This window comes from Bacillus sp. OV166 (assembly GCF_900177675.1).
GTDB lineage: Bacteria > Bacillota > Bacilli > Bacillales > Cytobacillaceae > Neobacillus.
Genome location: NZ_FXWM01000001.1, coordinates 2,996,395 through 3,022,039, shown reverse-complemented (window position 1 = coordinate 3,022,039; position 25,645 = coordinate 2,996,395). Strand labels below are relative to the sequence as shown.

Here is a 25,645-nt window from a genome sequence, read left to right as displayed (position 1 = left end):
AGTAGGCACAACTTTTGAACGAAAAAGGCCATGAAAACCGTCCCTGTGGTCCTTTAACGTCTAATTATATTTGCCATTACTAAACTAAATTAAAAACGGTAAAAATTTTTTACCTAGTAGTAAAAAATTTTTACCTCAAATTGTATTTTTCCAATTTATAATTTAATAATTGTTTGGAAATTCCTAATCGTGTTGCCAGTTCTGTTAATTTCCAATTTGTATTTTTATATTCACTAATAATGATCGATTTCTCAAACTCCTCAATCGCATTTTTTAGAGTCCATTCCTTGGTATTCTTTTGATTACTTATTGCTGCCTCATTGTATTTTCTAATTCTCTTAGGTATATCCTCAATAGAAATCTGATTAGAAGTAGCATTATTATAAGCTGTTTCGATTGCATTCTTTAATTCTCTAATATTCCCTGGCCATGGATACCTTTTAAACCATTCCAACACTTCGGGTTTTACACCTTCAATAAACATATTCATGTGATTATTGTAAAAATGAATATAATACTCAAGCAATGTTTCAATATCTTCTTCTCTTTCAGCTAAAGTAGGTAAATCAATTTGGACAACTCCCAATCTGTAGAAAAGATCCTCTCGCAATCTTTTTTCAGAAACTAGGATTTCTGGATCTTCATTTGTTGCCGAAATGATCCTTATGTCAACATAAATATTTTTGTTCCCGCCAATTCTTCTTATCATTTTTTCTTCAATCGCTTTGAGCAGTTTTGCCTGAAGATAATAATCTAAAGAATTAATTTCATCCAAAAATAATGTTCCACCTTCAGCTTGTTCCATTAATCCTGGCATATCTGTGGAGCCTGTAAAACTTCCTCTCACCGTACCAAACAAAGTACTCTCCAGCAGGTTAGGTGGAATCGCACTGCAGTTTAGTGAAAGAAAAGGAGAACCATATCGATCACTTAAATTGTGTATCGACTGGGCAACAACCTCTTTTCCTGTGCCGGTTTTACCATTTATTAGGACAGTAGAATTGGTTTTCGCAATTTTCTCTATCTTATTCTTAATGGCTCTCATATTTGGATTGGCAGTAATAATATTTTCAATTGTATAAATGGTATTATTTTTTCGATAAACTTTATGGCTTGCCATTTTTTCCAAAGACTGAATATTTTCCTTGGAATAAATGTGTTTTGAGAACTCAATTGCTCCAACCACTTTATTGTTGTCAATAATCGGATATGTGGAGTTTATTGACTCAAAATGATTTCCACTTTTTGTAACCAACAGTTGTCTAACATTACTTTCGGCTTTTCCACTTTTTATTACTCTCATAATGGTGCTGTTTTCATTTGTAAGGTTTTTATAAAATGAGGTAATATGTTTTCCCATAAATTCCTCAGGTCTAAGACCAATTTCTCTAAGTACATTTAAATCGGCTAGATCAAAAAAAATGATTATTCCTTTTTTATCGGCAACTAATATATTATCATAATCCACTAATTTTTCGATATTTCTGATATCTATTTTCAAGATTCGACCTCCATTCCTCTATTGTTAAAGGAAGAACACAATCCTTATTCAATTTTTCAAAAAAGTTATATTACCATTATTATAGGGTATATTTAAATTCAAAGGAATACAAAGAACAGCCCTTTTTAAAGAGTAGAAAAAGATACCTTTTCACTTTGATTTCTTTAGTAATAAGGTATCTTTCATTTAGGAAAATATATTTTTAGTTATTATTTATTGGAATAATGGTTCAACCAATTTATGGCTGTCTGAACAACGACTGCTACTCCCAATGGAATGACGCCTTCGTCCATTATAACGTTCGGATTATGGAGCGGATAATTGTTCTCTCCTAAACCGTTGGCACCAGCCCACATAAACATCGTTGGTACAATATTGCTGATATAGGAAAAATCTTCTGTGCCAGCCAACGGCTCCTTGTTGACCTCCAAATTGTTCTCTCCAATGACTTCTTTTACATAAGGTGCCATTTGCTCACACAATTCCTCATTATTAAATAAAGAAGGGGTTGAGACTGTTTCAAGGCTGTAGGTACCGCGTAACATTTTAACAGTTGCATCAATAATCTCTGGAACTCTTTTAAATAAATAATTCCTTACTTTCGGATTAAATGTACGTAAAGTGGCATCAAGGTGGGCAGAATCAGGAATAATATTTGCGACAGTTCCTCCACCCATCTTCCCGATAACAAGAACGGCCATTTCTCTTGGGTCTACTTCTTTCCCAACTAAACTATTTAATTGCGTGTAGACCGCATTAATAATCATTAAAGGATCGATGGCTTTTTGTGGTTCAGAGCTGTGCCCGCCTTTTCCCTGTACTTTTAGGAAAAAGCCATCCAATGACGATGCTGCAATCCCCGGCTTATATCCGAATTTTCCGACCTCTAAGCTTGGATCAACATGCAGGGCCAGTGCCGCATCTACTTTTGGGTTTTCCAATAGCCCATTCGCCACCATATCCTTAGCACCTGCGCCAATTTCCTCGGCTGGTTGGAACATGATCTTGACCGTTCCGTTAATCTCATTTTCTTTTTCCTTTAATAACTTTGCCGCACCGAGCATGAATGTCGTATGGATATCATGACCGCATGCATGCATAAATTCATTAGTGGATTTAAATTGCAGATCTGTATTTTCCTTTAGAGGTAAAGCATCCATGTCTCCTCTTACCAAAAGAGTTTTACCTTTTCCCTTACCAATAGTTACAACTAATCCCGAGGTCCCTACCTTTATAGGTTCAAGACCCATGTTATTTAAAATTTTTTCCACGTAGGCAACCGTTTTTGGTAAATCAAAGCCGATTTCAGGATTTTGATGGAGATATCTACGATATTTGATTAGTTCCTCTTTTATTTCCTCTGCACGTGATAAAATATAATCTTTTCCTAGGGTTCTATTCATAGAAATGCTCCTTCACTTTTTGCTCTATCATCATTAAAAGTATTTAATTCAAACTTTGGTTTTATTTTAGCTGCAATGGAAAATAATCCAAATTGGACAATAGAAAGAACCATTAAAACAGTTAGAAGTGAACCGTATGAATGGCTTATATGGTAAAGAGCACCTGACACGATTGGCGTTATGGCTGCACCTAATGAAATAAAAATGGCTACAACTCCATATTTTGCACCAAATTCCTTCTCACCAAAAAGAGCTCCTGTCATGTAGGCAGGTGTAACGGTAACCGCTGTTGAGCCAATTCCTGAAAAAACAGTATAAAGAATAGCTGGTAAGATTATGTTTGCTTTCATTAAAAATAGAAAACTTACCATACTTCCTGCAGATATAATAAGTAATGTTGTGACTAATCCCAACTTGTCAAATAACCGACCTACTACCAGTTTTCCAACAATTACCATTCCCGAGCCTAAAGATAATAGCAATGCAGCTGTTTTGGCAGTTGTACCTATACTAGCCAGATAGGGGGCAAGATTGATTAGCATTGCGTTAACAACGAGCCCGCCAACTAAGATAGCTAAACAAAGAGTCCAAAATGATAGGGACTTTAATGCTTCGCCCTGAGTTGTACCTGTTAATTCTTTCTTTTGTGTACTTATTAAAGTGGATTCTTCACTAAGTGGTGATAGACCTTTGTCAGCTGGATCTAATCTTATTACAAATACAGCCAACGGAACTAATACAGCAGCTATTAAAATTCCTAAGACTAGATAAGCTGATCTCCATCCGTAGGCTGTAATAAGCCAATTAACTAAAGGGCTAAGGATTACGCCCCCAAATCCGCTGCCTGACAAAGCAATTCCTAAACATAAACCACGTTTTTTATTAAACCAATTGGTGATGAGAACGGATGCTGGAATCATTGCTCCTCCTGCCATACCTGCCCCCATTAGTATGGCAAATAGATAAAAATGAATGAGTTTAGTTGAAAATGAAAAACCAACAAATGCAACAGAAGCAATTAAAATAAATAATGTTAGATATACTCTTACATCCATCTTTCTCATTAATCTACCTGCTATTGGACCTACAGCCATGGCAGCTAAAGCCATTATGGTAAAATATAGCATAAACTGAGATGGACCAAATCCGAGTTCTTTCGTAACAGGCAGAATAAATAATGAAACCAAGTTGGCAATCGGAGCATAAATTAAAGTCATAATCAAAAAGGTTGCTACAACAATCCACCAACCATAAAAAACCTTCCCCTTTTCTTTCATACCATCCCATCCTCTTTTAATTGAAATTTTAGGATTCTACTACTAATTTTTCGATTGAATCTAATTTATAAACCAAATTACCAGCTATATAGGTTTCCACTACTTGTATCTGATCAATTTCCTCCGGATCTATGACCAATAAATCTATATCCAAGACAATGAAGTCGGCATGGAAGCCTGGTTTCAGCTGGCCAACATTTGGGATCCGGATGATTTCCTGTGCCGCTCGGGTATACAGCGTAATCGCTGTTTCAACATCTACCCTTTGTGTTTTACCGGTATCTGTTCCGTCATGAGCAAGACGGGTAACGGCCGATTTAATTCCGACGAAAGGATTTACGGGCTCAGCCCATGCGGTGGCGGGAGCATCGGATGAAAATGCTACTTTTATTCCAGCCTCTAACATAGCTTTAAATGGATAGGTTTGCTTAGTTCGTTCCGCACCTAAATTACGAAGATAGGTTTCAATTTCTGCGAACAGGAAGATGGGCTGCGAAACAAATGCAATTCCCGTTTCTGCTGCCCGCTTCAGTGTACCTGGTGTTGGCATGGCCGCATGCTCAATTCTGATCGATGGTGCGTCTGTCAGCCAGCCTATTTGCCCATAGAAGGTAGCAACAATCAAATCAATTGCCTGTTCACCCATGGCATGGATCACAAGCTGGATGTTATGTTTTTTTGCTGCTTCTGCGGCAGCCAATAATTCTTCCCTGGTAGTCATTTGGATGCCATAATTTTCTTCTTCCCCTAAAAATGGCGGGTTGACCCAGGCTGTTTGGCCGGAGACACTTCCGTCAGAAAACAATTTAATTCCGCCAATGTGTATTTGATTTTCTCTTACCATTTTTTGCTGTTCAATGAAAGGATGTTCTTTTAAATCTTCCCAAATATAATAAAGAACGGAACGCTGCTTTAGTCCTTTTTCAGTAGCCAATTGATACATTTCTAAGTAATCATTTGGCTTTGTCCGCCCCATTAATTCCGTAATGGCTGTAATCCCGTGTGAAAGTAAAACAGGGCTGAGTTCTGCAAGTAATGCAGCATCATCTTCCAATGTCGTTTCAGGCATGACTTGATTAACAAGATCTTTGGCATTCTCACGTAAAATACCTGTGGGCTCACCGTTTTCATCACGGTCAATTTTGCCGCCCTGCGGGTCTGGAGTATCCTTCGTTATTCCTGCCAATTCCAATGCTTTACTGTTGACTGATATGATATGGGCGCAAGTTCGAGTAATGACAACCGGAACATCGGGTGCTGCCAGATCCAAATCCCTGCGAGTTGGGGCTCTTCCTTCTAATAACTTACCTTCGTCATAGCCCCAGCCTTGAATCCAGGAATCTTGACTTTGTGATGCACGCACCAAACGAATTTGTTCTTGTAAATCTGATATTGAATGAATTAGAGGCTGGGTACAGGCTATTTGCTTGGCAGCTCCAGCCAAATATAACGGATGTAAATGTGCATCAATCAATCCGGGCAGAACTCTTTTACCATAAAGGTCGACACACTTTCCTTCTATATTTTTCAAATCTTCTTCTTCACCGATCCAGGCAATCCTGCCATTACGGACGACCATGGCACTGGCATAAGGCTGTTCTGGATTGGATGTAAAAATTTTCCCATTAATAAATGTTAATTCATTGCTGCTTTGGCTCATGTTTTCTTCTCCTCTCATTTTGTCAATACCGAAATCGTTTACATAGGAAGGATGAAATCATCATTTGCTCCTCGCTTTTAGATATTGCAATAATTGTGCCAACTTTTTAAACATTATTTGTAGATTTTGTGAATGTTCTTCTTACAACCTTAAAATCTTTTATTCTCGGCAAAATTAATCACTCAATTCCCGAAGATTTAGTAAATTAAAACAACAAATATACCAAAAAATTTGAGACTCTGTAAAATATTTTTGATTTTTCGTAAAAAAATTTTTACCAACAAATTTGCGTTTCAGGTAAATCAATTTCCCATCCTAGGTGTTCTAATAATTCTACCGATGCCTTTCCTACTTTACTTTGAAACATGTCTACTAGACAGGTAGCAAATAGCAACCAAAGCAGCATAATTGAGTGATTATGACACACACCAACTAAATCCCCACTTTGTCACAAAGTTCGGCCGGCTCCAGATATTTAATTTCTCTCTTCTTGCCAGACTCTCATCGTCTCTATATAAATCTAGATATCTATAGGGTGGCTTCATAATGTACCCCACTCGTGCGAATCCTTCTTTTAGCAAGGTTTCTTGCACCGATTTGCCATCGACATAAACATAGGCTAGTAGTCGTCCGTAAGAATCCTTAGTGTTCTCCTGCTCCAGTTCTATCGTTAGAATTCCACTCTTTACTAACTCGTCATTCCTTAAGTAAGCTGCCATTGCGTAAGGCTGGATACACATGTCTGGCTTTTTTGATTCCGGTGTATCGATTAATAAATAACGAACCGTTTCGATTTTCCCCTTCACTCTTACCTTTATGGTATCACCATCAACGGTATCGACGAATGTGACGGGTACTTGTCCTATCGGGATGACCAACGCTTCATCCATACGTGTGGTACTCGCTGGAGTCTCATCCTGCTGTAGGCTGACCCTTGGTTTTATTTCTTCTTGCTGAAATGATGGCGGATGTAAGGCTAGAAGCGTGGCTGCTACTAATGCGACTCCTGTTATTCTTTTTCGCAAAATAAATACCTCCCTAATTTCAAGCTTACAAGTCTACAAACTGTCCATAGGATTCGTCCAAAAATCAGTACGTACCATTCTAAACTTTGCCATCTTCCACCACTGCCTTTCTTCTAATAAAATTCCTTCATCTTTGATATATAGATTAATGAGGTAAGTGGTCATATGTTATTCATTAGAATATGAATAGTTTATGACACTCCTTCATCACCTTGTCCTTTGCGAGGGCTTTATGTAAAAGCCTATGTCTATTAGCACTTCTACCATATCGAGATTTTGAGAGGTAAAGCGAATTTCACTTTTTCGAATTTGAGGGCACTTTTAGCGCTCAACAGCAAAAAAACGCCTTCAAATTTCACATTTGAAGGCGTTTTTTGCAATTTAGGACGAATTTTGAGCTTTTTTTGTGAAGACGTTTATCTTTCTTAGGTTATGTGAAAATCTTGTTTCTACTATTCTTTTAACCTTACTTTCATTTATAAGTGGTTTATATTCATCTATACCAATAAGGGACGACAAAAAGTATGATCCTTTTGCCCCGTTTGAACCATTTCAGCCTTCATCCGCCGATTCCAGACGATGGTCAAGTTTCCTTCGAGCCATGACGGAATCTGATCTAAACTTGTAAGCGTTATGCCTTTCTCGTTTACCATCACTTCGGTCTGAAAAGATTTGCTCTTATTTTTCAATGTTACATCATATCTTCCAGGAGCAGGGAGTGTATAGTGTGAATACGGAGTTAAAAAGGTTCCAGCGCCTTCGCATATTATTTCGTAAGAGTGCCCGATCAGATAGGGCAGCTCCTCGACATTCCCATCTAACAGTAGTTGTCTGATACGAGTCGAACTGATTTTTTCCCTTTTGTGCTCCACCTTGTCGACCGTAGTTATATCAATCCGATCTCCGGAATCTTGTTTTAGTGTATCCATATTTCCTGCACCTAGGCTTCCATAAGAAAAGTCATATCCCGCTACTGCATGAATAACACCCAGATTAACCAGGTATTCCTTAACAAATGCCTGAGGTGACAACCCTGCAAAGTCACTATTGAACTCCACAAGGTAAAAAGTATCAACACCTAGTTCACAAAGCCTTTTTTCTTTTTCGGACTGCGGCATTAAATAGTGAAAACACGCTTTCCCCCCGATGACCGTTTTCGGGTGAGGAAAGAAACTCATGACTGAGAGAGAGACTTGTCTTTCCTTTGCTTTCTGCCATGCGGTTTGAATCACTTTTACATGCCCATGATGGAGACCGTCAAAACATCCAAGTGCCATAACATTTGCGCTTGCCATTTCCTGATAAGCAGCCAAATTCTCCTTATTTAAATAGATTGTTTCCATCCAGTCTCCTTTCATGTTCCAAAAATGAAGTCAGCTTATACTTCTGCCAATGCACGATATTTTCCGTTGAAGAACACAAGTGGTTCCTTCTCTTCAAGGTGAATATCGGTTACTTTTCCTATAAACAAAGTATGATCTCCTTCCACATGCACCACGGATACTTCACAAGCAACCTGTGCACACGCTCCATCTAACACGGGTTTACCATCTAAACGATCAAAAACAACTTCACGAGGTTCCTTGATTTGTCCCGCAAAAATCATCGATAGCTCCTGTTGATCTGCAGCTAAAATATTCACGGTAAAGATCTTGCTTTCCTTAATCTTATTTAATATTTTTGCTCTTTCTCCAATTGAAATGACAACGAGCTTTGGATCAAGGGATACAGACATGAAGGCATTTGCTGTCATACCATGTATATCTCCATCAAGTTCTGTAGTAATCACGGTTACCCCTGTTGCGAATTTTCCCATTGCCGTTCGAAATTGGCGATCATCCATCACTATAAACCTCCCAAGATTATTTTTATCATAGTGGCAATATTGATATTGCCCATTTTACTTTTCGAAATCCTCCATCACTCGTAGGGCTCATCTTTAATAGATTCATCATTTAATAAATCTTAAAATATTCTCCACGAACGGCTCAGTTTTTTCGATTTGTGTCCAATGCCCGCACTCATTAAATACATGTAGTTCTGCATGCGGAAGCAATTCAATAAGACGATAGCTTGTGTCTGCAATGGGGATAACCTTGTCATTCAAGCCATGGAATAATAGTGTTTGTACGTTTATGCTTTGAATTTGTTCATCCGTTAACGCCAATTCGTCCAGTTTTTGTTGGCGAGGCTCTGGGAACATGGCCGAAAATGCCTCTTTCCCCTCAGGTTCAATACTAGCTTCATAGCGAAGACGGACTAATTCTTCATTTTTCGCTGCTTTTTCATCGTACGAGAATAATTCAATTAATTCTCGCATGGACTCCAAACTTGGCTCATACCCCCAAACACGTTCTAATCCTTCTGAAATTTGGTGCTTGATGCCAACACTACCCATTAAAATTAATTTTTTCACAAGGTCCGGTCTTTGATAGGCAACATGAAGCGCTAATGCGCCGCCCATTGAGTTACCGACTAGGTACACAGGCTCATCCGACACGGATTCAATAAAGCTAATTAAATGTTGTACCCACAATTCAACGGTATATTGATGATTGGGGAGTTTATCCGTTTTACCAAAACCAATAATATCTGGTGCAAATACATGAACGGATTCACTTAAGCGTGGGATAATTAAGCGCCAGTTTGCGAAGGCAGATACACCTGGTCCTGAGCCATGTATTAAAATAATATTTTCTGCTCCTCTCCCCTCCTCATGATAGTGTGTGTTAATCCCATTCACATCCATATATTTTGAGATAATCGTCATAACGCATTGCTCCTTCCATCTATTAATAAAGATAGAGGAAACTATCGAAAGCTTCCTCTATCTTTTACATTCCATACATGGTGAGCTTGTACATTGGAGAAGCTCACCTGTAACTATTCACCAGCATTTATTTTAGTGGTGCAACTGCCTTTTTCTTCACTGGTGTTCCATATTCAAAGAACTCCTGTGGTAGATTAGAGCCGTACCAAATAATTGCATGCTCTAAATCTTTCCCTTTCCATTCAACCGTTTTCCAGTCTGGGTCAAAAATTTGATAACCCGTGTCACCAAATAATTCAACACGATTACCCCCAGGTTCGATCACATATAGGAAGTAAGCCTGAGAGACACCGTGCTTGCCAGGACCTGCTTCAATTTTAAACCCATGCTCCACCAATAATTCACTTACATCCATTAAATGTTGGGGATAGCCGTACCAGTAGCAAATATGATGTAATCTTCCTTTTTCAGCCAATGCGTCTCCCATGATGGCAACTTCGTGCACTAATGAGTTGGAACTTAACCATGCTGCTACATCTGTATTATCATCATTTAGAATACGTTCGCGCACTTTAAATCCAAGTGCATTTTCTAAGAACTCAACGTTTTTATTTGTTTCGCTCGCCAGGACATTCACATGGTCTAATCTACGTACTGGCACACCGCGACGTGGACGCCTTTGTGGACGGTTTAAGAGTGGTGTAGCTTGGTCCTCATTCGCTTTGAAATATTCAACCTCCCAAAGAATTTCCATTTTATGCCCATCTGGTGTGGTAAATTGATAGGCTGGTCCATGACCGACATCGCCTTCAATCCACCCCATACCATAACCTGTCGCTTCGATTTCTCGTACACGACGCTCTAGAGCTTTTGGTGAAGTGGCACGCCATGCCACATGCCCAAGACCCGCTTCATCATTTTTCGTAATGATCAATGTATGATGATAAAAATCCTCGTAAGCACGCATATAAACAGACTCACCTTGACGGTGCGATTCTTCCATCCCTAAAATTTCTTTAAAAAACCAAACAGACTCTTCTACTTTAGGACTATAAATTTCAATATGTGCCAGATGTGCCACATCAAAAATAGGTTCTTTCATCATTTCACATTCCCTCCAAAGTTTTATTACCAAATTGGGTTTCCTTTAAAGCCAAAGATTGACTTGCCATATGAGCCAAGCGCATCTTCGTAATGGTGCGTCGGATGAGAAGCCGCTGTCATAATGTCACGCACAAACAGTTCAGTAGGTTGTCCTTTAAATACGGAGTTTCCACCTAAAGTAAGTAAAATACGGAGCGCCATCTCAGAAGTCGTTTTTGATATATGCCCACGAATCCCAAACAATCTTTCACGCTCTTCTTCATCCAATGTACGAATACGATTTTGTTGATAATACGTTAACCTTTCTACATAATCCTTTGCTAAGCCTTTTAAAGAACTTAATTGTAGTTTTAATTCCGCCATTACGCGTTGACTACTAGCTGCTTCTTTTTCATTTGAATTATTGTTAAAAATACGAATACGATTTTCTGTTTTTTCTTGGAAAATATCAATCAATCGTTCAATGCCACCAATCTGAATAAATTGGAAGCCCATTAAGAACCATGGGATATATGGTACATTGAAAATTTGATAGTCAGGCTCAAAATTACCATCTACTGGGCCTTCACCGTTAATGACACGTGTAGCATGGAAAATTCGATTCGGCGGTATGTAAACGTTGTCAACTTTCACCGCGTTACTTCCTGAGCCACGCAAGCCCATTGCATCCCAGTTATGGACGATTTCCGCTTCCTCTTTATTCAAAATAAATAAACAATATTCCGGCTCTGTCCCATCCTTTAGCTTGGTGATTGCGCCTAGTCCAATCCAATCACTCCAAAGCACTCCACTACAGAAGTTCCATTGCCCTGAAAGGCGATAGCCTTCGCCATCTTCTGTTACTTTCCCGACAGGGGCAAATACATCTGCCATTAAGCCACCATGTCCATACAATTCATCACGGCTTTCTTTTGGTAAAAACGCAACCCAGGTTTCATGAATAACAAAGAAATAACTTAACCATGCAGCGGCGATACTATGATTCGCGATCGTGCGGATCATTTCACCAAAAGTAAAGTAATCTAAATCTTGGCCGCCATATTCTTTTGGTCGTAAAAGTTTATGAAACCCAGCTTCTTTTATTTTTTCAATTACTTCATCTGGAAGCTTTGAATCTTGATCTGCCTTTAAAGCGTATTTTTCAGCTAATAAACCAACCTCCTTTGCCATCATAAGAAGTTCTTCTTTGTTGGGAGTCTTTTTAACTTCTAAAATATTAACTGCCATATACCTTCCTCCTCTTAAGTAAACGTTTTCAAATCCTATCATGCATCTACTACTGATTTGAATTATAATATTTAGAATATTTTAAATATACCTACAGAAGATACTGAATTTAGATTGTTTTTAACACGTTTTCTATTAAATATTTTCTTTATATATTTAATTGGATTGCGTAAATCATGATAAGTTTATATTTCTAACCGTTACAAAAGAAACGGAGTTAGTTTGATAGTTATTGTAAAATGATGAATCAAACAAACTTTTTTCATTATTTAACTACGAAAAAGCCTTGTCCATCAACAAGTTAATGGGCAAGGCTTATAGTTACATCTCAATTTTTCCTTTTGCTTTTAAAATATTGATTGCTAAATAAAGTGTGAAGGCATATTTTGTATCATTAAGATCATGGTTTAAAATCTCACTAATTTTGGCCAGTCGATAGCGTAATCCGCTAATCGACATGGATAATTCCTTCGCAGTATCGTTAATACTGCTTCCATTATCTATATATGCAAATAACGTTTTTATTAACTCAAATTCATTACTATCTACTTCTAACAACCTACCAATATGTTGATTCACAAAGCGCTCAATCAACACATCATCCTGTATTTGGAATAAAACACTTTCAATGCCTAGCTCTTCGAAGTAATATACATTTTTTCGATTGTTAGTTGCACGTAATGCCGCCAATGTTTCATTGTATAGCGTGACAGTTTGTGAAAACTCTTGGATGACAGAGCTAACACCGACAGAAATCCTATATTTTGGGAAGCGCCGTGAACAATGCTTTAACAATTGATCAATAAACGTAGACTGTGATATATGCAAACTTTCAAAAGTTGGGTACTCAATTAATATAATAATTTTGTTGAGTTTTTGTGAAACGATTGAATTGATCGTTCGCTCTTTCAAAAATAGATGAATATGACGAATCAATTCTTCATTAAACGCTATTTCATGTTCAATTTTTGGTTCCTTTACAAATCGTTCAAACGTTAACATCCAATAGGTCGAGGAAGGATTGAAATCTAAATAATAGGCGATTTTATACATTTCTTCCTTTGCTAATCGACCTTCCAAGATATCATTTAAAAAGCTCCGTTTAATCGTTTGCTCCGTAGTAACTTTTATACTTTCATTCAATGATATAAGCGAAGAGGTTATTGCTGCCTTTTCAATAATCATATAATCAAGCTCATTCGGCTGATTCTCTCCAGTATAAACAAAAGAACAATAGCCTTTAATTTGCTCTCCATAAAAAATTGGGGTGCGTAACAATGAAAGCTTTTCTGAATAACGTACAAATGTAGTGTTCGAATCTCTAAATGTATTTAAAGAAAGCGGATTCGGAAGGTTTCCTGATTTTACAATGATTTGATTATATTCATCTTCAATAAAGACTGTTAAACCAGTCGTTTCAAATAAAATATCAACAACTTTTTGTAACCCTTGGTTCGACAGTAGTTCCTCAATTAATTGCCGGTGTATATCGCTCGCTTTACTTAAATGGTCCCGTTCCATTTTTAATTTCGCTGTTATTTCATCGAGTTCCTTGATCATGCTATTCGCTTGATAGTAACTCAGGTCACTCGTAATTTCTTCTCCCCATTTTTCAATTGGCATACAAATACATTTGCATTGCTCGTGGCCCATCGCGCGACATTCTACTTCCTTAACAAGGATGGGCTGTTGCAACACTTTTGACAGGTAACCGCTTGCATATCCACACAAGGTGTGACAAACAGGCCCTTCACTGAGGCCTTTGTCTTTTAAATATTGAGACGCTTCAAACGTATTAATCCAAAGGACTTCAATAAAATTGCATTTCTTTTGCTCATCAAAGCTCATTTCCAAAATTTCCACTTTATCTAAGTAACCATGCAACCTGTGAAATTTAGGACCTGCATTTACCAAATCCATCTCATCGTCCCATTGCAATGACATGGCTTTTTCCGCATCACTCACACCACAATGCCAGCCGTAGCGAATAAACACGCCCCTTGTTCGTTCATCGCCAATGACGGTAATGAGCTCATTTTTCAAATTTGTTCTTGCTTCAATAGGGATTGAAATAATTCGTTCATAAAATTCATTTAAAACGGTTTCTTTAGGTAATTCAAAAGCATCTTTTATGTGCATTTGGTTAAAACTCATATTTACTCGACCCCTTAGTCTGTGCTCCTGAAAAAGTGCCTGTCCCACTCGAAATTTGTAGCATTCGACAAGTGACAGGCACCATTTTATATTTCATGTTTTTTCCTAAATTAATGATGGAAAGACTTTCATTATGTAATATGTAATTATTCAAACAACTAAGAATAATTAATTATTTTAAAAGTATTATAGCATAATATTCATAATATTATTTACTTTGTTTGAATAGTAGGCTTTTTGAGTATCTCTTTTTAGCTGATTAACTGAATTTGACAATTTATTTCACTCCTATTTTTATATTTTTTAGCCTTGAATAAGGTTATTTTTTCCCCATGGTCCGATGATAGATCGTTATTCCCTTTCTCTTTTATTGAAAAAATAAGAGGCCCTCATTTCAAGATAATCTCACCTTGAATTGAGATCCTCTAGTTAACCAGTCGGCATATGAATTAACTACCGCCTTCATCAATGTCCAGTATTGATATCGTTTTCATCCGTTTTACCCCAATGGCTTGTCAGTTGGTCAAGTCTTTCCATACAAACTTTAATTCGATAAACCTCAGTATGGAGTAAAGAAATATGGTGGTGTAGACTAGCTTCTCTTTCCACAATGGCCCGCTTCATTTCCTTCGGTGCTGGTCCACCAGGCAGCGACCGAGTTTTAACAAAGTGTTCTGGGTCCATTGCTGTGCGAATGATCTCCTCCGGTAAATTCAACGGAATTCCGACAACTGCTTTTGCCGCTTCATCCACGAGTACAGATGTGACATGAGTAGCATTCAGTCCTCTGGCCAAGGCAATTTTCACCACCTGGCTGGCAATGGAATGAGAGGTTCGAAACGGGATGTTTGCTTCCCTAAACAGGGTGTCGGCTAATTCCGTTATCGTCGAAAAACTTTCTTGGGCCCTTCTTTTTAACAGTGCTTCATTTACTTCAAGTGTTCCAACCACCACGTTTGTTAACCGAAAAACTTGATCAATAAGGTGCAGGCCCTTCCATAAATACGGCTGAAGGTCATCCTCGGTATCGTTTATATCTCCGTATGGTGTGTTATGTAACATTTGAAGTACGGTTTGGGCATTCCCAATTCCGCTAGAGCTTAATGCACGAATATGCTCTAGTGAAACAGGATTTCTTTTTTGCGGCATAATGGAACTCGTTTGAACATAGGGGTCTGCCACACGAATCGCTGAAAATTCCTGGCTGGACCATAAGAGAAGGTCTTGTGAAAACCGGCCGAGATTGATAAAGGTTAATTGTATCGCTGTTGCAATTTCCCCTAAATAATCGGCACCGCCAATCGCATCATAGGCACTCTTGATGATTTTCGGAAATCCTAATAACTCTGCGACTGTATTTCGGTCAATCGGAAATCCAGTCGTAGTTAGGGCCGCCGCACCGAGAGGACTAGCATTGCATGTATCATAGGCTGCTTTCAATCTTTTTAAGTCACGGTCAACGACATCGTACATACCCAGAAGATAATGGGAGAACGTCATCGGCTGGGCTTGCTGCGTATGGGTATGCCCAAGGACAATGGTTTCCTTATAGGTGTCGATCACCCTCAAAAGTGTTTCTTGAAAGGAAAGCAGCGCCTCGATGGCGAGTAGAATCTTTTCCCGAAGAACCATCCTGTACATTGCAACACCCATATCGTTCCGGCTCCGAGCAAGGTGCAAACTCCCACCCATTTCGCCGGCAACTTTCATAATTTGACTTTCTACAAGGAAAAAGAGATCCTCATACTGTCCATCATAGGTGGATTGGAGAATTCTCTCCTTATCAAGTGCGCAAATAGCTGCAAGGATTTGGGAACCCGCACTCTCCTGCAACAACCCTTGTTCCACCAGCATAATCAGGTGGGCTTTATGGATTGCTATCATCGGCTCTAGTAAAGATTGCTTGGCGTGCTCATAAGCAGGTGCCAATACTACCTCTGAATAGGTCGCTCCAGGAAACTTCCGACCTTCTTTTTCCAATATGCTCTCCTTAATATTCATCACAATACCCCCAATATTCCCCTATCATGGTTAATTCGGTAAAAAAGGCTACAAGAATGATTAAACCTTAAATGACTAGTAAACTTTTGAAAATAAAACAGGAGAAAAAAGTTCACAATCTTTTGTTTATTTTATGTCTCCAGCCTATTTATGTTAATAAAAAAAGCATGAACATTGTATGTTCATGCCATCGGTTGTCCGGAAGACAGTAAATAATACTTTATATCTCTACGGTATTTATAGATTAATTGAGTTTTCTTATACAATACAAACTGATAACGAAATGTATCAACTGTCAAATTGATTAAGGGAAAGCCTTGATAAACAACGAGTTAGGTTGATAAATTTTTGTATCAATCAAATGAATTTTTGTCACAAGTATCTGACCCTCGTTGTCTGCCTTCCATCAAGTTTGTTTGCCCTCATAAATTTGCGGACAGAGAGAACGTTGATTCCAAGATTAAAAGATTCTTTTCTGCCCCAACATTGAATTTTTTAATTTTCTTGCCAAAAAAAGACCGCAGGTGTGGAAACACCATTCAGTCTAATGTATCGTAACCATATTTATTTTATATCCACTGAATAGATCCAAACTCACCATGCGGATGGTTTTGAAATTTAAATCTTCTATACTCATATTCTAATTTCGATAGTGGCAACTCATAAAGCTTTTGATCGTCTTTGTTATAGACGTTTAAAAAAATTAATTTATTGATAAGTTTTTGTCGCTTTTTTTCATCATTATTTCTCAACAGAAACACTCCCTTAGTTTTACAAAAACTTTCCCTTGAATACAACCACTTTTAATTTCATTTATTAGATTTATTAGATTAATTTTATTATAAACCTATAATTCCTATCAGTAAAGTATGAATTAAAATTAAATAAAGAAGACACTATCATCATGACAGTGCCTTCGCGATATTCAATGACAAGCGGTATGGACCCAATCAGTTAAATATTTATAACTAATCGATTAATAATTTGTGCCAATCGGAAACAAATTGTTCGTCATATACAGCAATCAGCAGATCATTGTTGTACTGGAAGGATTTTCTTCATTCTATCTGCTCCTCGTATAGCTAAGCCTTTTACCGATCTATAAGGATTTTCTATTGTTACCAATCGATTCGTTTTCCATCTCTGAAGAATCCCCCGTTTGGTCCTTCAGGTCCAATTGTCGCTAACCACAGGATAGACTCAGCTGCTTGCCTAGGAGTTCTTGGAGCAGTTGGTCCACCCATATCTGTACTTACCCATCCCGGATCGACTGCATTTATTTTGATATCACCATTGATTTCTGCTGCTACCAATCGTGTCAATCCATTTAGGGCAAATTTAGACAACTTATAAGCACCTACTCCTTGATAAGACATCTCGCTCATCGCCCCATATTCTGAAGAAACATTAATGATTCTCCCATAGCCTTGTTTTTCCATGACGGGAATAAAGGAACGGATAACATGGTAAGCGCCGAAGAAATTGGTTGTCAGTGTTCTCTCCAGAATGGAAGGGTCCATTGCCACTAACTTTTTATTCTCATCCAGATACACGCCAGCATTATTAATCAATACGTCTAATCTTCCATACCGCTCATTTACTGTAATTGCAGCTTGATGGATGCTTTCTTGATTATCTATATCTATCACCACAAATGAAACGTCCAGATTTGATTCCTTAAGTCTTTGCGTAGCTTCATGCCCCATTTCTGGGTCACGACTTGCCAAAATGACCTTAAAACCATTCAACGCCAATTGCTTGACCAACTCAAATCCAATTCCTCGATTCCCGCCGGTGACAAGTGCAACTTTTATATCTTTTGACATTTAAAATCCTCCATTTCTAGTTCTCAGATTGAGTGGTATCTAAAAATCCTAATCGGGATACTCCTTATTTTGAAAGTTGTTGTGTAGGGGTAAACATGTAGTTTCTTAGTAAAATAGTTACCAAACTTAATATTAATGATAAGAATCCCACCAATACGACGTAATGTGTGCCCATATCCGATATAATTAACCCGCCTACAGCTGCGCCAAATGTTGTTCCTAAATTAGCAGATGTTAAAAATAAGCCATTTGCGAAATCAGGTGCTTCGGGAGCTGAAGACGCAATCCAGTATTGGTTAATATTGCCCCCTATTCCAGCTAAAATTCCCCAAATTAAAGTAATGATAGCCATTGGTACGGTAAATTGTCCAAAAAAGAATAATAGGATGTAGACAACTCCCAATGCAAAAGGAAATGTCATTACAGATTTGATCGCATTTTTAGTAAGTAACTTCCCTGCGACAATGCTTCCAATAATATTGGCTCCGCCGTATATGAATAATATTAGACTAATGGTATTGGAAGACATATTCGTAACAGTTTTCAGATAATCTGCAAGATAACTATAAACTCCAAATACGGCTGAGTTTAATAAAATGACAGACACAATCGAAAGCCAAGTAATAGATTTTTTTAATACCGATAATTGTGCTCCGTAAGAAAGGCTTTCCTTAACAGGCATTGAGGGTACAAATAGTAAGGTAGCAACGAAAGCCAACATATTTACAATAGCAAAGAATACCATTGCCATTTGTAAAGAAGTTGTACTAGCAATAAAACTTGCGATTGGTACACCGACTACCATACCGGCAGATACTCCTATAAATACTTTGGAAACAGCTTTTGGAGCTTCTTCTTTACTTACTAAGGCAACCGCTACTGTAAATGCCAACGAACAATAAATTGGATGAAAAAAGGCTGGAATTATCCGAGCCATTAATAGAATGGTAAAGTTAGCTGTAAAAATGGATACAATGTTTCCCAAAACGAAAACACCTAGCACAAGTAACATGACCTTCTTCCGATTTATCCCTGAAAACAATAAAGGCATCGTTGGACCAGATACTGCAACAACAAGGGCAAAAAAACTTACCAGCCATCCTGCTTTTGATACACTGACATGAAAATGATCAGCAATGGAAGGCAATATCCCAATAACCCCCATTTCTGTATTTAAGATGCCGAAGACTCCGATGGTTAATATAAAAATCAACAGATTATTTCGTTTAGTCAAAAAAACAACTCCTTTCTACTGTTGTTATTACTGTATATTCTAGCTACGGCCCTTTGATATAGCCAATGCTTATATCTTATATCATGATATGCTTGATGGGTATTTCAAAAACGTATATACTAAAACATCATAAAGGAGGGTGTTTTTTTGGAACTAAGAGTTTTGCGCTATTTTCTTACTGTTGCAAGAGAAGGAAGCATGACGGCTGCTGCTGAATTTTTGCATGTTACACAGCCAACCTTGTCAAGACAATTAAAAGACCTTGAACAAGAGTTAGGGAAAAAACTATTTATTCGCAGTAGTCACAGTATTATTCTTACAGATGAAGGAATGCTTCTGCGAAAAAGATCAGAAGAAATCATAGATATGGTCGATAAATTAGAGACAGAGTTTAGTTCCATGGAAGAAACAATTAGTGGGGATGTCTTCATAGGTGGTGGAGAAACAGATGCTATGCGACAGATTGCACGGGTAGTAAAAGATTTACAGTTAAGTTACCCCAATATCCGGTATCACCTCTACAGCGGAAACGAAGACGATGTGACCGAAAGGCTTGATAAAGGATTGCTTGACTTTGGTATTTTAATTCAACCAGCTGATTTATCAAAATACAATTATTTCAATATCCCAGGTAAAGATGTTTGGGGCGTTGTTATGAGGAAAGACAGTCCTCTTGCCTACAAAGATTCTATACAAGCAGTGGATTTATTAAATGTTCCGCTGATCTGTTCACGACAGGCTATGAAACAGACATTTTCTAAAAATGAATTTGCGGATTGGTTTGGTGAAGATTTTGATAAATTAAACGTCGTGACTACCTACAATCTTGCCTATAATGCTGCCATTATGGTTGATGAGGGCATTGGTTATGCAATAACTCTTGATAAAATAGTGAATACGTCTAGTGATAGTAACCTTTGTTTTAGACCGCTAGAGCCAAGACTTGAATCTGGTTTAAATATTGTTTGGAAAAAGCATCAGGTTTTTTCCGCTGCTGCTGATATGTTTTTAAAAGTAATTCAGTCGAAATTTTCAAATACCTTAAATTGACGAAAGCCTCTACTTCTGTTGGGTCCGTAATATCCATTTTCAAAAAATAAGAGAGTAGTATGAATACTACTTTGAAGCAACATATATAAAAGGATGTCCAAAAAGCTAGGCTTTTTGGACATCCCTCGAAACTAACATTAGAATTTATCATTTAACTCAAATTGTGCTGGTGTCAATCACAAATCGATACTTCACATCTGAAGCTAATACGCGTTCGTATGCTTCGTCAATTTGGTCGGCTGAAATTACTTCAATCTTAGGAACAATGTTATGTTCTGCACAGAAATTTAACATCTCCTGAGTCTCACGGATTCCTCCAATCATTGAACCTGCAAATGAACGGCGATGACCGATAAGTGAGAATACGTTAACTGACAACGGCTCCGCTGGTGCACCGACATTGACCAGTGTACCATCCAGCGTTAGCAGTGAGAAATAAGCATTAATGTCAATTTTTGCACTTACAGTGTTAATAATTAAGTCAAACGATCCGGCAAGTTTCTCGAATGTTTCTGGGTCGTTTGTGGCATAGTAGTTGTCAGCCCCGAATTCCAAGCCATCATCCTTTTTCTTCAATGATTGTGACAGAACAGTAACCTCGGCACCCATGGCATGTGCAATTTTAACAGCCATATGACCAAGACCGCCCATACCAACAACCGCTACTTTCTTACCTGGACCAGCTCCCCAATGGTTTAAGGGAGAATATGTCGTAATACCTGCACAAAGTAATGGTGCTGCCGCGTCTAGCTCAATGCTATCAGGTATTCTGACTACGAAATCCTCAGTTACGACAATGTGGGTAGAATAACCACCTTGAGTTGGCTCGCCGTATTTGTCAACACCAGCGTAGGTGGGTACATTTCCATTGAGACAGTATTGTTCTTCTCCTTTACGGCAATTTTCACAATCGCCACAGGAGTCAACCATACATCCGACTCCTACCCGGTCACCGAGCTTGTACTTTGTGACCTCTGCTCCTACAGCTGTGACAATACCTGCAATCTCGTGTCCAGGTACGAGAGGATAGTTCACAGGACCCCATTCGCCATGAGCAGTATGGATGTCAGAATGGCATATACCTGCATATTTAATTTCAATCAGAACATCATGCAAATCAAGGTCTCGTCTTTTAATTTCAGCAGCTCGAAACGGTTTGTCTGGACCGTCTACAGCTCGCGCTTTAGCAGTTATCATAAAAAAACCTCCAATAATTTATATTTTTCAAGAGAATGGCTTGTACTGGATATAAATGAAGAACTCAGGTTAAAATTCCCCTTCATTCCCTTCTATCCCTACTTTTCTCTCCTGCAAAACAATATTAATCCTTATAGTTAACTCTAGGTCAAGAGATTAGTTTAGATTCTTTTTGAAGATCCCCTGACCACAATGGTTCCAAACCATGTCAATAGGCCTATAACTACTATATTCTTTTATTACTAAGTATTTCTCCGTAAAACAGAGACAAGTTATAATTTCCTGTAAGGTGACTTTGACATTATGAAAATACCATGATAAAATCTCGTCATTCATAGAGTTAACTCGAAGTCTATATCATTAAGAATAGGAGAAAAAGGATGAAGACATATTCAATAAGCGAAGTTGCAAAAGAATTAAATCTAACAGTTTATACCTTGCGTTACTACGACAAGGAGGGTCTAATTCCTTTTGTAGAACGGACACCAAGCGGAACACGAGTGTTTAAAGAGTCCGATATCGACGCTTTAAAAGTAATAGAATGTCTGAAAGCAACCGGGATGCCAATTAAGGAAATTAAAACTTTCATTGATTGGTGTTCTGATGGGGATTCCACGTTGCAACAAAGATATGACATGTTTTTAGACCGAAAAGCTCATGTAGAAGCACAGATGGAAGAACTAAAAAAAACAATGGAAATCATCGAGCATAAATGCTTATATTACAAGACTGCATTAGATGCCGGAACAGATGATATTCATAAAAATACAAAAATAGGAATTTCCATTTCTAATTAACAGAAAGTCCCCTGATATCATAAATGTGGATATGAAATACAGGGGACTCTATTTTATAATTACTACCAATTAGGAAAAGGATTTGGCACAGACATTTAGATATTTCGAGATCATAAATAGAAAAATTTAAATTGTTGATTATTATTAAACCAGCTAGGAAAACCTATTCTCTCAACAATGGTTTAGACAAAAAAACCAACAGAAAAATACTCTGTTGGCTTTTTTTGTTTCTCCATGGAGATTTAGTATTTGTTTAGCTCCTGAATCGGAGTTTGAATGATGACTGGATTCTTTTTCGGATTCAACCATTTCAAGATGTTTACAACATTCTTTTGAGAAGTTGAGGTACATCCGAGCGTGTAGCCACTTCCAATGTGGAAGAAGATAGCACTCCCTTTATACGGAGTTCGTTGTGTGTTGTAGTTGATAACGAAACCGTAGGTATAAGCTGAGATATTCATGTTTTCAGCACTCTTCCATTGACCTCGTGTTTTACTTCTTGATTGCCAAGTGTTGTAAAGTTTTGAAGTTGGATCATCTACCCAAACATCATCGATTGTGATTTTTCGGTAAGGCATTTTGGTTCCCGGATTTCCATAACGTCCAAATGCTGTTCCAATTGAATACTTACCAATTGGAGACTTTTTACCGCCTTCATGCATATTTGCTGCAGAGGCAAATCCATATTTACCAATATGGCCTGTTGTGGTTAAAACAGGAACCCATTTACCTTGGATATTTCTTTCAAATGTACGAATTTCAGCATTAGAGGTATTGTAGCCATTAGAAGTGACAAGAATTAATTGTTTGTTGCTTCCTACTGTCTTTAAACCTTCCGCCAAATTCTTAGGCGGTGTAGGGGCTGCGGGTTTTTTAGTCGTTAGGTATTGATTGGATGCCCAACCTGTTTTACCACCAACAGTTACTCTATCCCAAGACCCTTTAGTTTGTGAAACTGTTACAGCTAGGTTTTTCTTAATAGTTGTTACCACTTTGTAGGTCGTTCCCGGACCAGTTCTGACATTCAATGCATTCGCTGTGACATATTTTGTTACGCTTGTCGCAGCATGAACCGGTTTAACCACATGAAATCCTGTAAATAAAACAAACATTGCAACAAAGATTGCAAATCCCTTTTTAAACATATACTTTCATTCTCCATTCTAGTCATGATAACTTACTTAATTTTTGTTATATAACGATTATATCATTCTATTTCAATAGGAATTAAAGCAGTAGGCGAAATAATTGTTTAACTAAATTAGAGGATAATAGCTGCATTCATAACGGCAGCCACATAGACCCATTGTCCTCCTTTCAACTAATAGGCAAAATTCATTGTCTTTAATTCTTTATTTATTTTTCTTTTATTTTGAATTTCCATAAAGGATAATCAGTGGTGGCACCCGTAGCAAAGTTACCAGCAGATGTAGCAACAGGTGTAAATATTAATAATCCTAAATTACCACCAGTAACATTACCAACATTAACACCAGAAACAAAAATCAAACAAGAACTACTAAAGATGGATGCTGAGCACAATCTTGGTAACATAGAAAATGGTACAGTACGATTTTGGTATGAAGATTTATGGATTTCTGGGTTGTATCCGCAAGAATTCTACAGATACCAAAAAGAGATCATTACAATTATTGAAAAAAATACAGGTAAGAAAGTCTCTGGATTTTACATCAACTACGCTAATTCAAAATTCACCTTAGGTGTTAACCAGAATGAATAAGAAAATTGTATCAGTGCTAGTCTTCACTTAGAAAATGACAAAATAATTCCCCTTATTAAAGTTAAACAACTTATTGAGTATGAATTGAAAAATTAAATAAAACCAATGTTTCTATCCCAAAAACTTCATTCACAAACCTGTGACAAAAATCACGTTTACTATACTTAACGTTAAGGAAATGACGCCTATCCTACATATAGGGGGCGTATCAATAAAAATAAGGATAGTATACCCTAAGCAAAAAAGCCGTCCATTAATGGTCGGCTTACTGTATACATATTTAGATTTTAATGATTAAGCAGTAGGGTAAACAGTTGTTGTAAAACCTTTTTATTTTATTTACCTTTTAATACCTATTCACCTAAATTTCACTTATTCCATACCAAGAACAAATTGAAGAATAAGCTTTTGAGCTTATATTCTTTTTACTTACCTATTTAATTGTTTCACTTTCATAGGCTTTTTTTCCTTGCTTACTTTGATGATTTCACCAATAATACTGATGGCAATTTCTTCTGTTGTTTCCGAACCCATTTCTAAACCAATTGGCGAATGGACCTGATCCAACTGTTCTTGCGTGACTCCTTCACTTTTTAATTTTTCAAAAATGGTTATGACCTTGCGTTTGCTGGCGACCATGCCAACATAGGCAATCGGAAATTGCAGGGCTGTTTTTAAGACAATATCATCACCATCTTTTGTAACAATTACCACATATGACTTTTCATTTAAGTTGGCTGCGAGTAAGGCCTTTCCAATATCCTCGTTCACAAAAAGGTTTTTCGCATTAGGAAAGCGTTCCTTCGTACAATAGCCCACGCGATCATCGACAATGCAATATGGATATTCAAGGGAATCAGCCAGCTTTGATAACGCATAGGCTAAATGACCGGCTCCAGCGAGAACGAGTTCAGGCCTGCTTGTATAAACTTCAATAAACACCCTCAACGTTCCCCCACAACTCATTTGAATTCCATCTTTTGCATGTCTATTTAATTTGTATTCAACGATTTTCGATTTACCCATTTGGAGTGCTTTAACACTCTCTTCGATGATATAGTGTTCAGCCAAGCCACCTCCGACCGTGCCTTCAATTGACCCATCACGGTATACAATCATTTTTCCAACATGCCTGGGAGTTGAGCCCTTTGATTCAATAATCATGGCTAAGGCAAAGATTTCGTTTTGACGGTTCAGTATGGCTACTTTTTCCATCAGTAGCATGAATAGCTCCCCCCTTTTTTTAATATTGGCTTTGTTATATATCACTGATGATAAGATGGAGCAATCGAACTCTTATTGACCGTTTCAGTGATTTATAAGAGGAAATGGGCTTTATAAACCATTCTTATTGACCACTTCTGTGTTCCATAAGTGGATACAGGCTTTATAAAACGTTCTTATTGACCACTTCTGTGCTCCATAAGTGGATACGGGCTTTATCAACCATTCTTTTTGACCACTTCCGTGTTCCATAAGTGGATACGGGCTTTATAAACCGTTCTTATTGACCACTTCTGTGTTCCATAAGCGGAAACGGCTTTATAAAACGTTCTTTTTGACCGCTCCATTGATTTATTAGTGGGAAGTGCGCAATAATCCCTTTTTCAATAACCTTGCATGTTTTTTTCTTAATCGCATTGGTTTAAGAATAATCAACATTCATCCTTAAAATAGC

The 25,645-nt window shown here is 37.7% G+C and carries 21 protein-coding genes and 1 pseudogene; 3 read left to right on the top strand and 19 right to left on the bottom strand.

What is annotated here, in order from left to right; genetic code table 11:
* Positions 1 to 130: 130 nt before the first annotated feature.
* The 16 genes and pseudogenes from CCK98_RS14555 to CCK98_RS14485 all read right to left on the bottom strand — a co-directional run bounded on the left by CCK98_RS14555 (position 131) and on the right by CCK98_RS14485 (position 19,182).
* Entirely contained in the window at positions 131 to 1,501 is a 1,371-nt protein-coding gene (locus tag CCK98_RS14555; protein WP_088087244.1) for a sigma-54-dependent Fis family transcriptional regulator, read from the bottom strand.
* A 209-nt stretch (positions 1,502 to 1,710) separates the two neighbouring features.
* Complete coding sequence (locus tag CCK98_RS14550; protein WP_088087243.1) at positions 1,711 to 2,904, bottom strand: M20 family metallopeptidase; 1,194 nt, start codon at positions 2,902 to 2,904, stop codon at positions 1,711 to 1,713.
* Positions 2,901 to 4,181: an MFS transporter gene (locus CCK98_RS14545; protein WP_088087242.1), complete on the bottom strand. Its 1,281-nt coding sequence runs from the start codon at positions 4,179 to 4,181 to the stop codon at positions 2,901 to 2,903. The genes CCK98_RS14550 and CCK98_RS14545 overlap by 4 nt, the downstream gene beginning before the upstream one ends.
* 28 nt (positions 4,182 to 4,209) lie before the next feature.
* Positions 4,210 to 5,841: an amidohydrolase gene (locus tag CCK98_RS14540; RefSeq protein WP_088087241.1), complete on the bottom strand. Its 1,632-nt coding sequence runs from the start codon at positions 5,839 to 5,841 to the stop codon at positions 4,210 to 4,212.
* A 280-nt stretch (positions 5,842 to 6,121) separates the two neighbouring features.
* Positions 6,122 to 6,247, bottom strand: a pseudogene (locus CCK98_RS34845) (hypothetical protein); the annotation flags it as partial.
* 10 nt (positions 6,248 to 6,257) lie between these two features.
* Positions 6,258 to 6,866, bottom strand: coding sequence for a thermonuclease family protein (locus tag CCK98_RS14535; protein WP_306298942.1), 609 nt, complete (start codon positions 6,864 to 6,866; stop codon positions 6,258 to 6,260).
* A 497-nt stretch (positions 6,867 to 7,363) separates the two neighbouring features.
* Positions 7,364 to 8,209 (bottom strand): FAD synthetase family protein, encoded by an 846-nt coding sequence (locus CCK98_RS14530; protein ID WP_088087240.1) that lies wholly within the window; start codon positions 8,207 to 8,209, stop codon positions 7,364 to 7,366.
* 35 nt (positions 8,210 to 8,244) lie between these two features.
* Entirely contained in the window at positions 8,245 to 8,709 is a 465-nt protein-coding gene (locus tag CCK98_RS14525; protein ID WP_179195805.1) for a flavin reductase family protein, read from the bottom strand.
* A gap of 108 nt (positions 8,710 to 8,817) precedes the next feature.
* A complete protein-coding gene (locus CCK98_RS14520) occupies positions 8,818 to 9,636 on the bottom strand; it encodes an alpha/beta fold hydrolase (RefSeq protein WP_088087238.1) in 819 nt (272 codons plus the stop codon).
* A gap of 127 nt (positions 9,637 to 9,763) precedes the next feature.
* Positions 9,764 to 10,741: a catechol 2,3-dioxygenase gene (locus CCK98_RS14515; protein WP_088087237.1), complete on the bottom strand. Its 978-nt coding sequence runs from the start codon at positions 10,739 to 10,741 to the stop codon at positions 9,764 to 9,766.
* 23 nt (positions 10,742 to 10,764) lie between these two features.
* The gene (locus CCK98_RS14510; RefSeq protein WP_088087236.1) at positions 10,765 to 11,967 is read right to left on the bottom strand and encodes an acyl-CoA dehydrogenase family protein; all 1,203 of its coding nucleotides are present in this window, start codon (positions 11,965 to 11,967) and stop codon (positions 10,765 to 10,767) included.
* Between the two features lie 321 nt (positions 11,968 to 12,288).
* Positions 12,289 to 14,121: a XylR N-terminal domain-containing protein gene (locus tag CCK98_RS14505; protein ID WP_088087235.1), complete on the bottom strand. Its 1,833-nt coding sequence runs from the start codon at positions 14,119 to 14,121 to the stop codon at positions 12,289 to 12,291.
* A 465-nt stretch (positions 14,122 to 14,586) separates the two neighbouring features.
* Positions 14,587 to 16,122 carry an argininosuccinate lyase gene (gene argH, locus CCK98_RS14500; RefSeq protein WP_088087234.1) on the bottom strand — a complete coding sequence of 512 codons (1,536 nt, stop codon included), beginning with the start codon at positions 16,120 to 16,122 and terminating at the stop codon, positions 14,587 to 14,589.
* Positions 16,123 to 16,691: 569 nt separating this feature from the next.
* Entirely contained in the window at positions 16,692 to 16,883 is a 192-nt protein-coding gene (locus CCK98_RS14495) for a Fur-regulated basic protein FbpA (protein ID WP_256942349.1), read from the bottom strand.
* Positions 16,884 to 17,240: 357 nt separating this feature from the next.
* Complete coding sequence (locus CCK98_RS14490; protein ID WP_088087232.1) at positions 17,241 to 17,948, bottom strand: SDR family oxidoreductase; 708 nt, start codon at positions 17,946 to 17,948, stop codon at positions 17,241 to 17,243.
* A 64-nt stretch (positions 17,949 to 18,012) separates the two neighbouring features.
* The gene (locus CCK98_RS14485) at positions 18,013 to 19,182 is read right to left on the bottom strand and encodes an MFS transporter (RefSeq protein ID WP_088087231.1); all 1,170 of its coding nucleotides are present in this window, start codon (positions 19,180 to 19,182) and stop codon (positions 18,013 to 18,015) included.
* Between the two features lie 147 nt (positions 19,183 to 19,329).
* Between CCK98_RS14485 and CCK98_RS14480 the strand changes: the two genes are divergently transcribed.
* Positions 19,330 to 20,232: a LysR family transcriptional regulator gene (locus CCK98_RS14480; RefSeq protein WP_088087230.1), complete on the top strand. Its 903-nt coding sequence runs from the start codon at positions 19,330 to 19,332 to the stop codon at positions 20,230 to 20,232.
* A gap of 156 nt (positions 20,233 to 20,388) precedes the next feature.
* Here the strand turns inward: CCK98_RS14480 and CCK98_RS14475 are convergent, their stop codons facing one another.
* A complete protein-coding gene (locus tag CCK98_RS14475) occupies positions 20,389 to 21,429 on the bottom strand; it encodes an NAD(P)-dependent alcohol dehydrogenase (RefSeq protein WP_088087229.1) in 1,041 nt (346 codons plus the stop codon).
* 380 nt (positions 21,430 to 21,809) lie between these two features.
* Here CCK98_RS14475 and CCK98_RS14470 point away from each other — a divergent pair, with 380 nt between their 5' ends.
* Positions 21,810 to 22,226, top strand: coding sequence for a MerR family transcriptional regulator (locus CCK98_RS14470; protein WP_088087228.1), 417 nt, complete (start codon positions 21,810 to 21,812; stop codon positions 22,224 to 22,226).
* A gap of 242 nt (positions 22,227 to 22,468) precedes the next feature.
* On the opposite strand, the gene CCK98_RS14465 is transcribed toward CCK98_RS14470, so the two are convergent.
* Complete coding sequence (locus CCK98_RS14465) at positions 22,469 to 23,371, bottom strand: SH3 domain-containing protein (RefSeq protein WP_088087227.1); 903 nt, start codon at positions 23,369 to 23,371, stop codon at positions 22,469 to 22,471.
* Between the two features lie 254 nt (positions 23,372 to 23,625).
* Here CCK98_RS14465 and CCK98_RS14460 point away from each other — a divergent pair, with 254 nt between their 5' ends.
* Complete coding sequence (locus CCK98_RS14460; RefSeq protein ID WP_088087226.1) at positions 23,626 to 23,967, top strand: hypothetical protein; 342 nt, start codon at positions 23,626 to 23,628, stop codon at positions 23,965 to 23,967.
* A gap of 429 nt (positions 23,968 to 24,396) precedes the next feature.
* On the opposite strand, the gene CCK98_RS14455 is transcribed toward CCK98_RS14460, so the two are convergent.
* Positions 24,397 to 25,191, bottom strand: coding sequence for an XdhC family protein (locus CCK98_RS14455; RefSeq protein WP_088087225.1), 795 nt, complete (start codon positions 25,189 to 25,191; stop codon positions 24,397 to 24,399).
* Between the last annotated feature and the right edge of the window lie 454 nt (positions 25,192 to 25,645).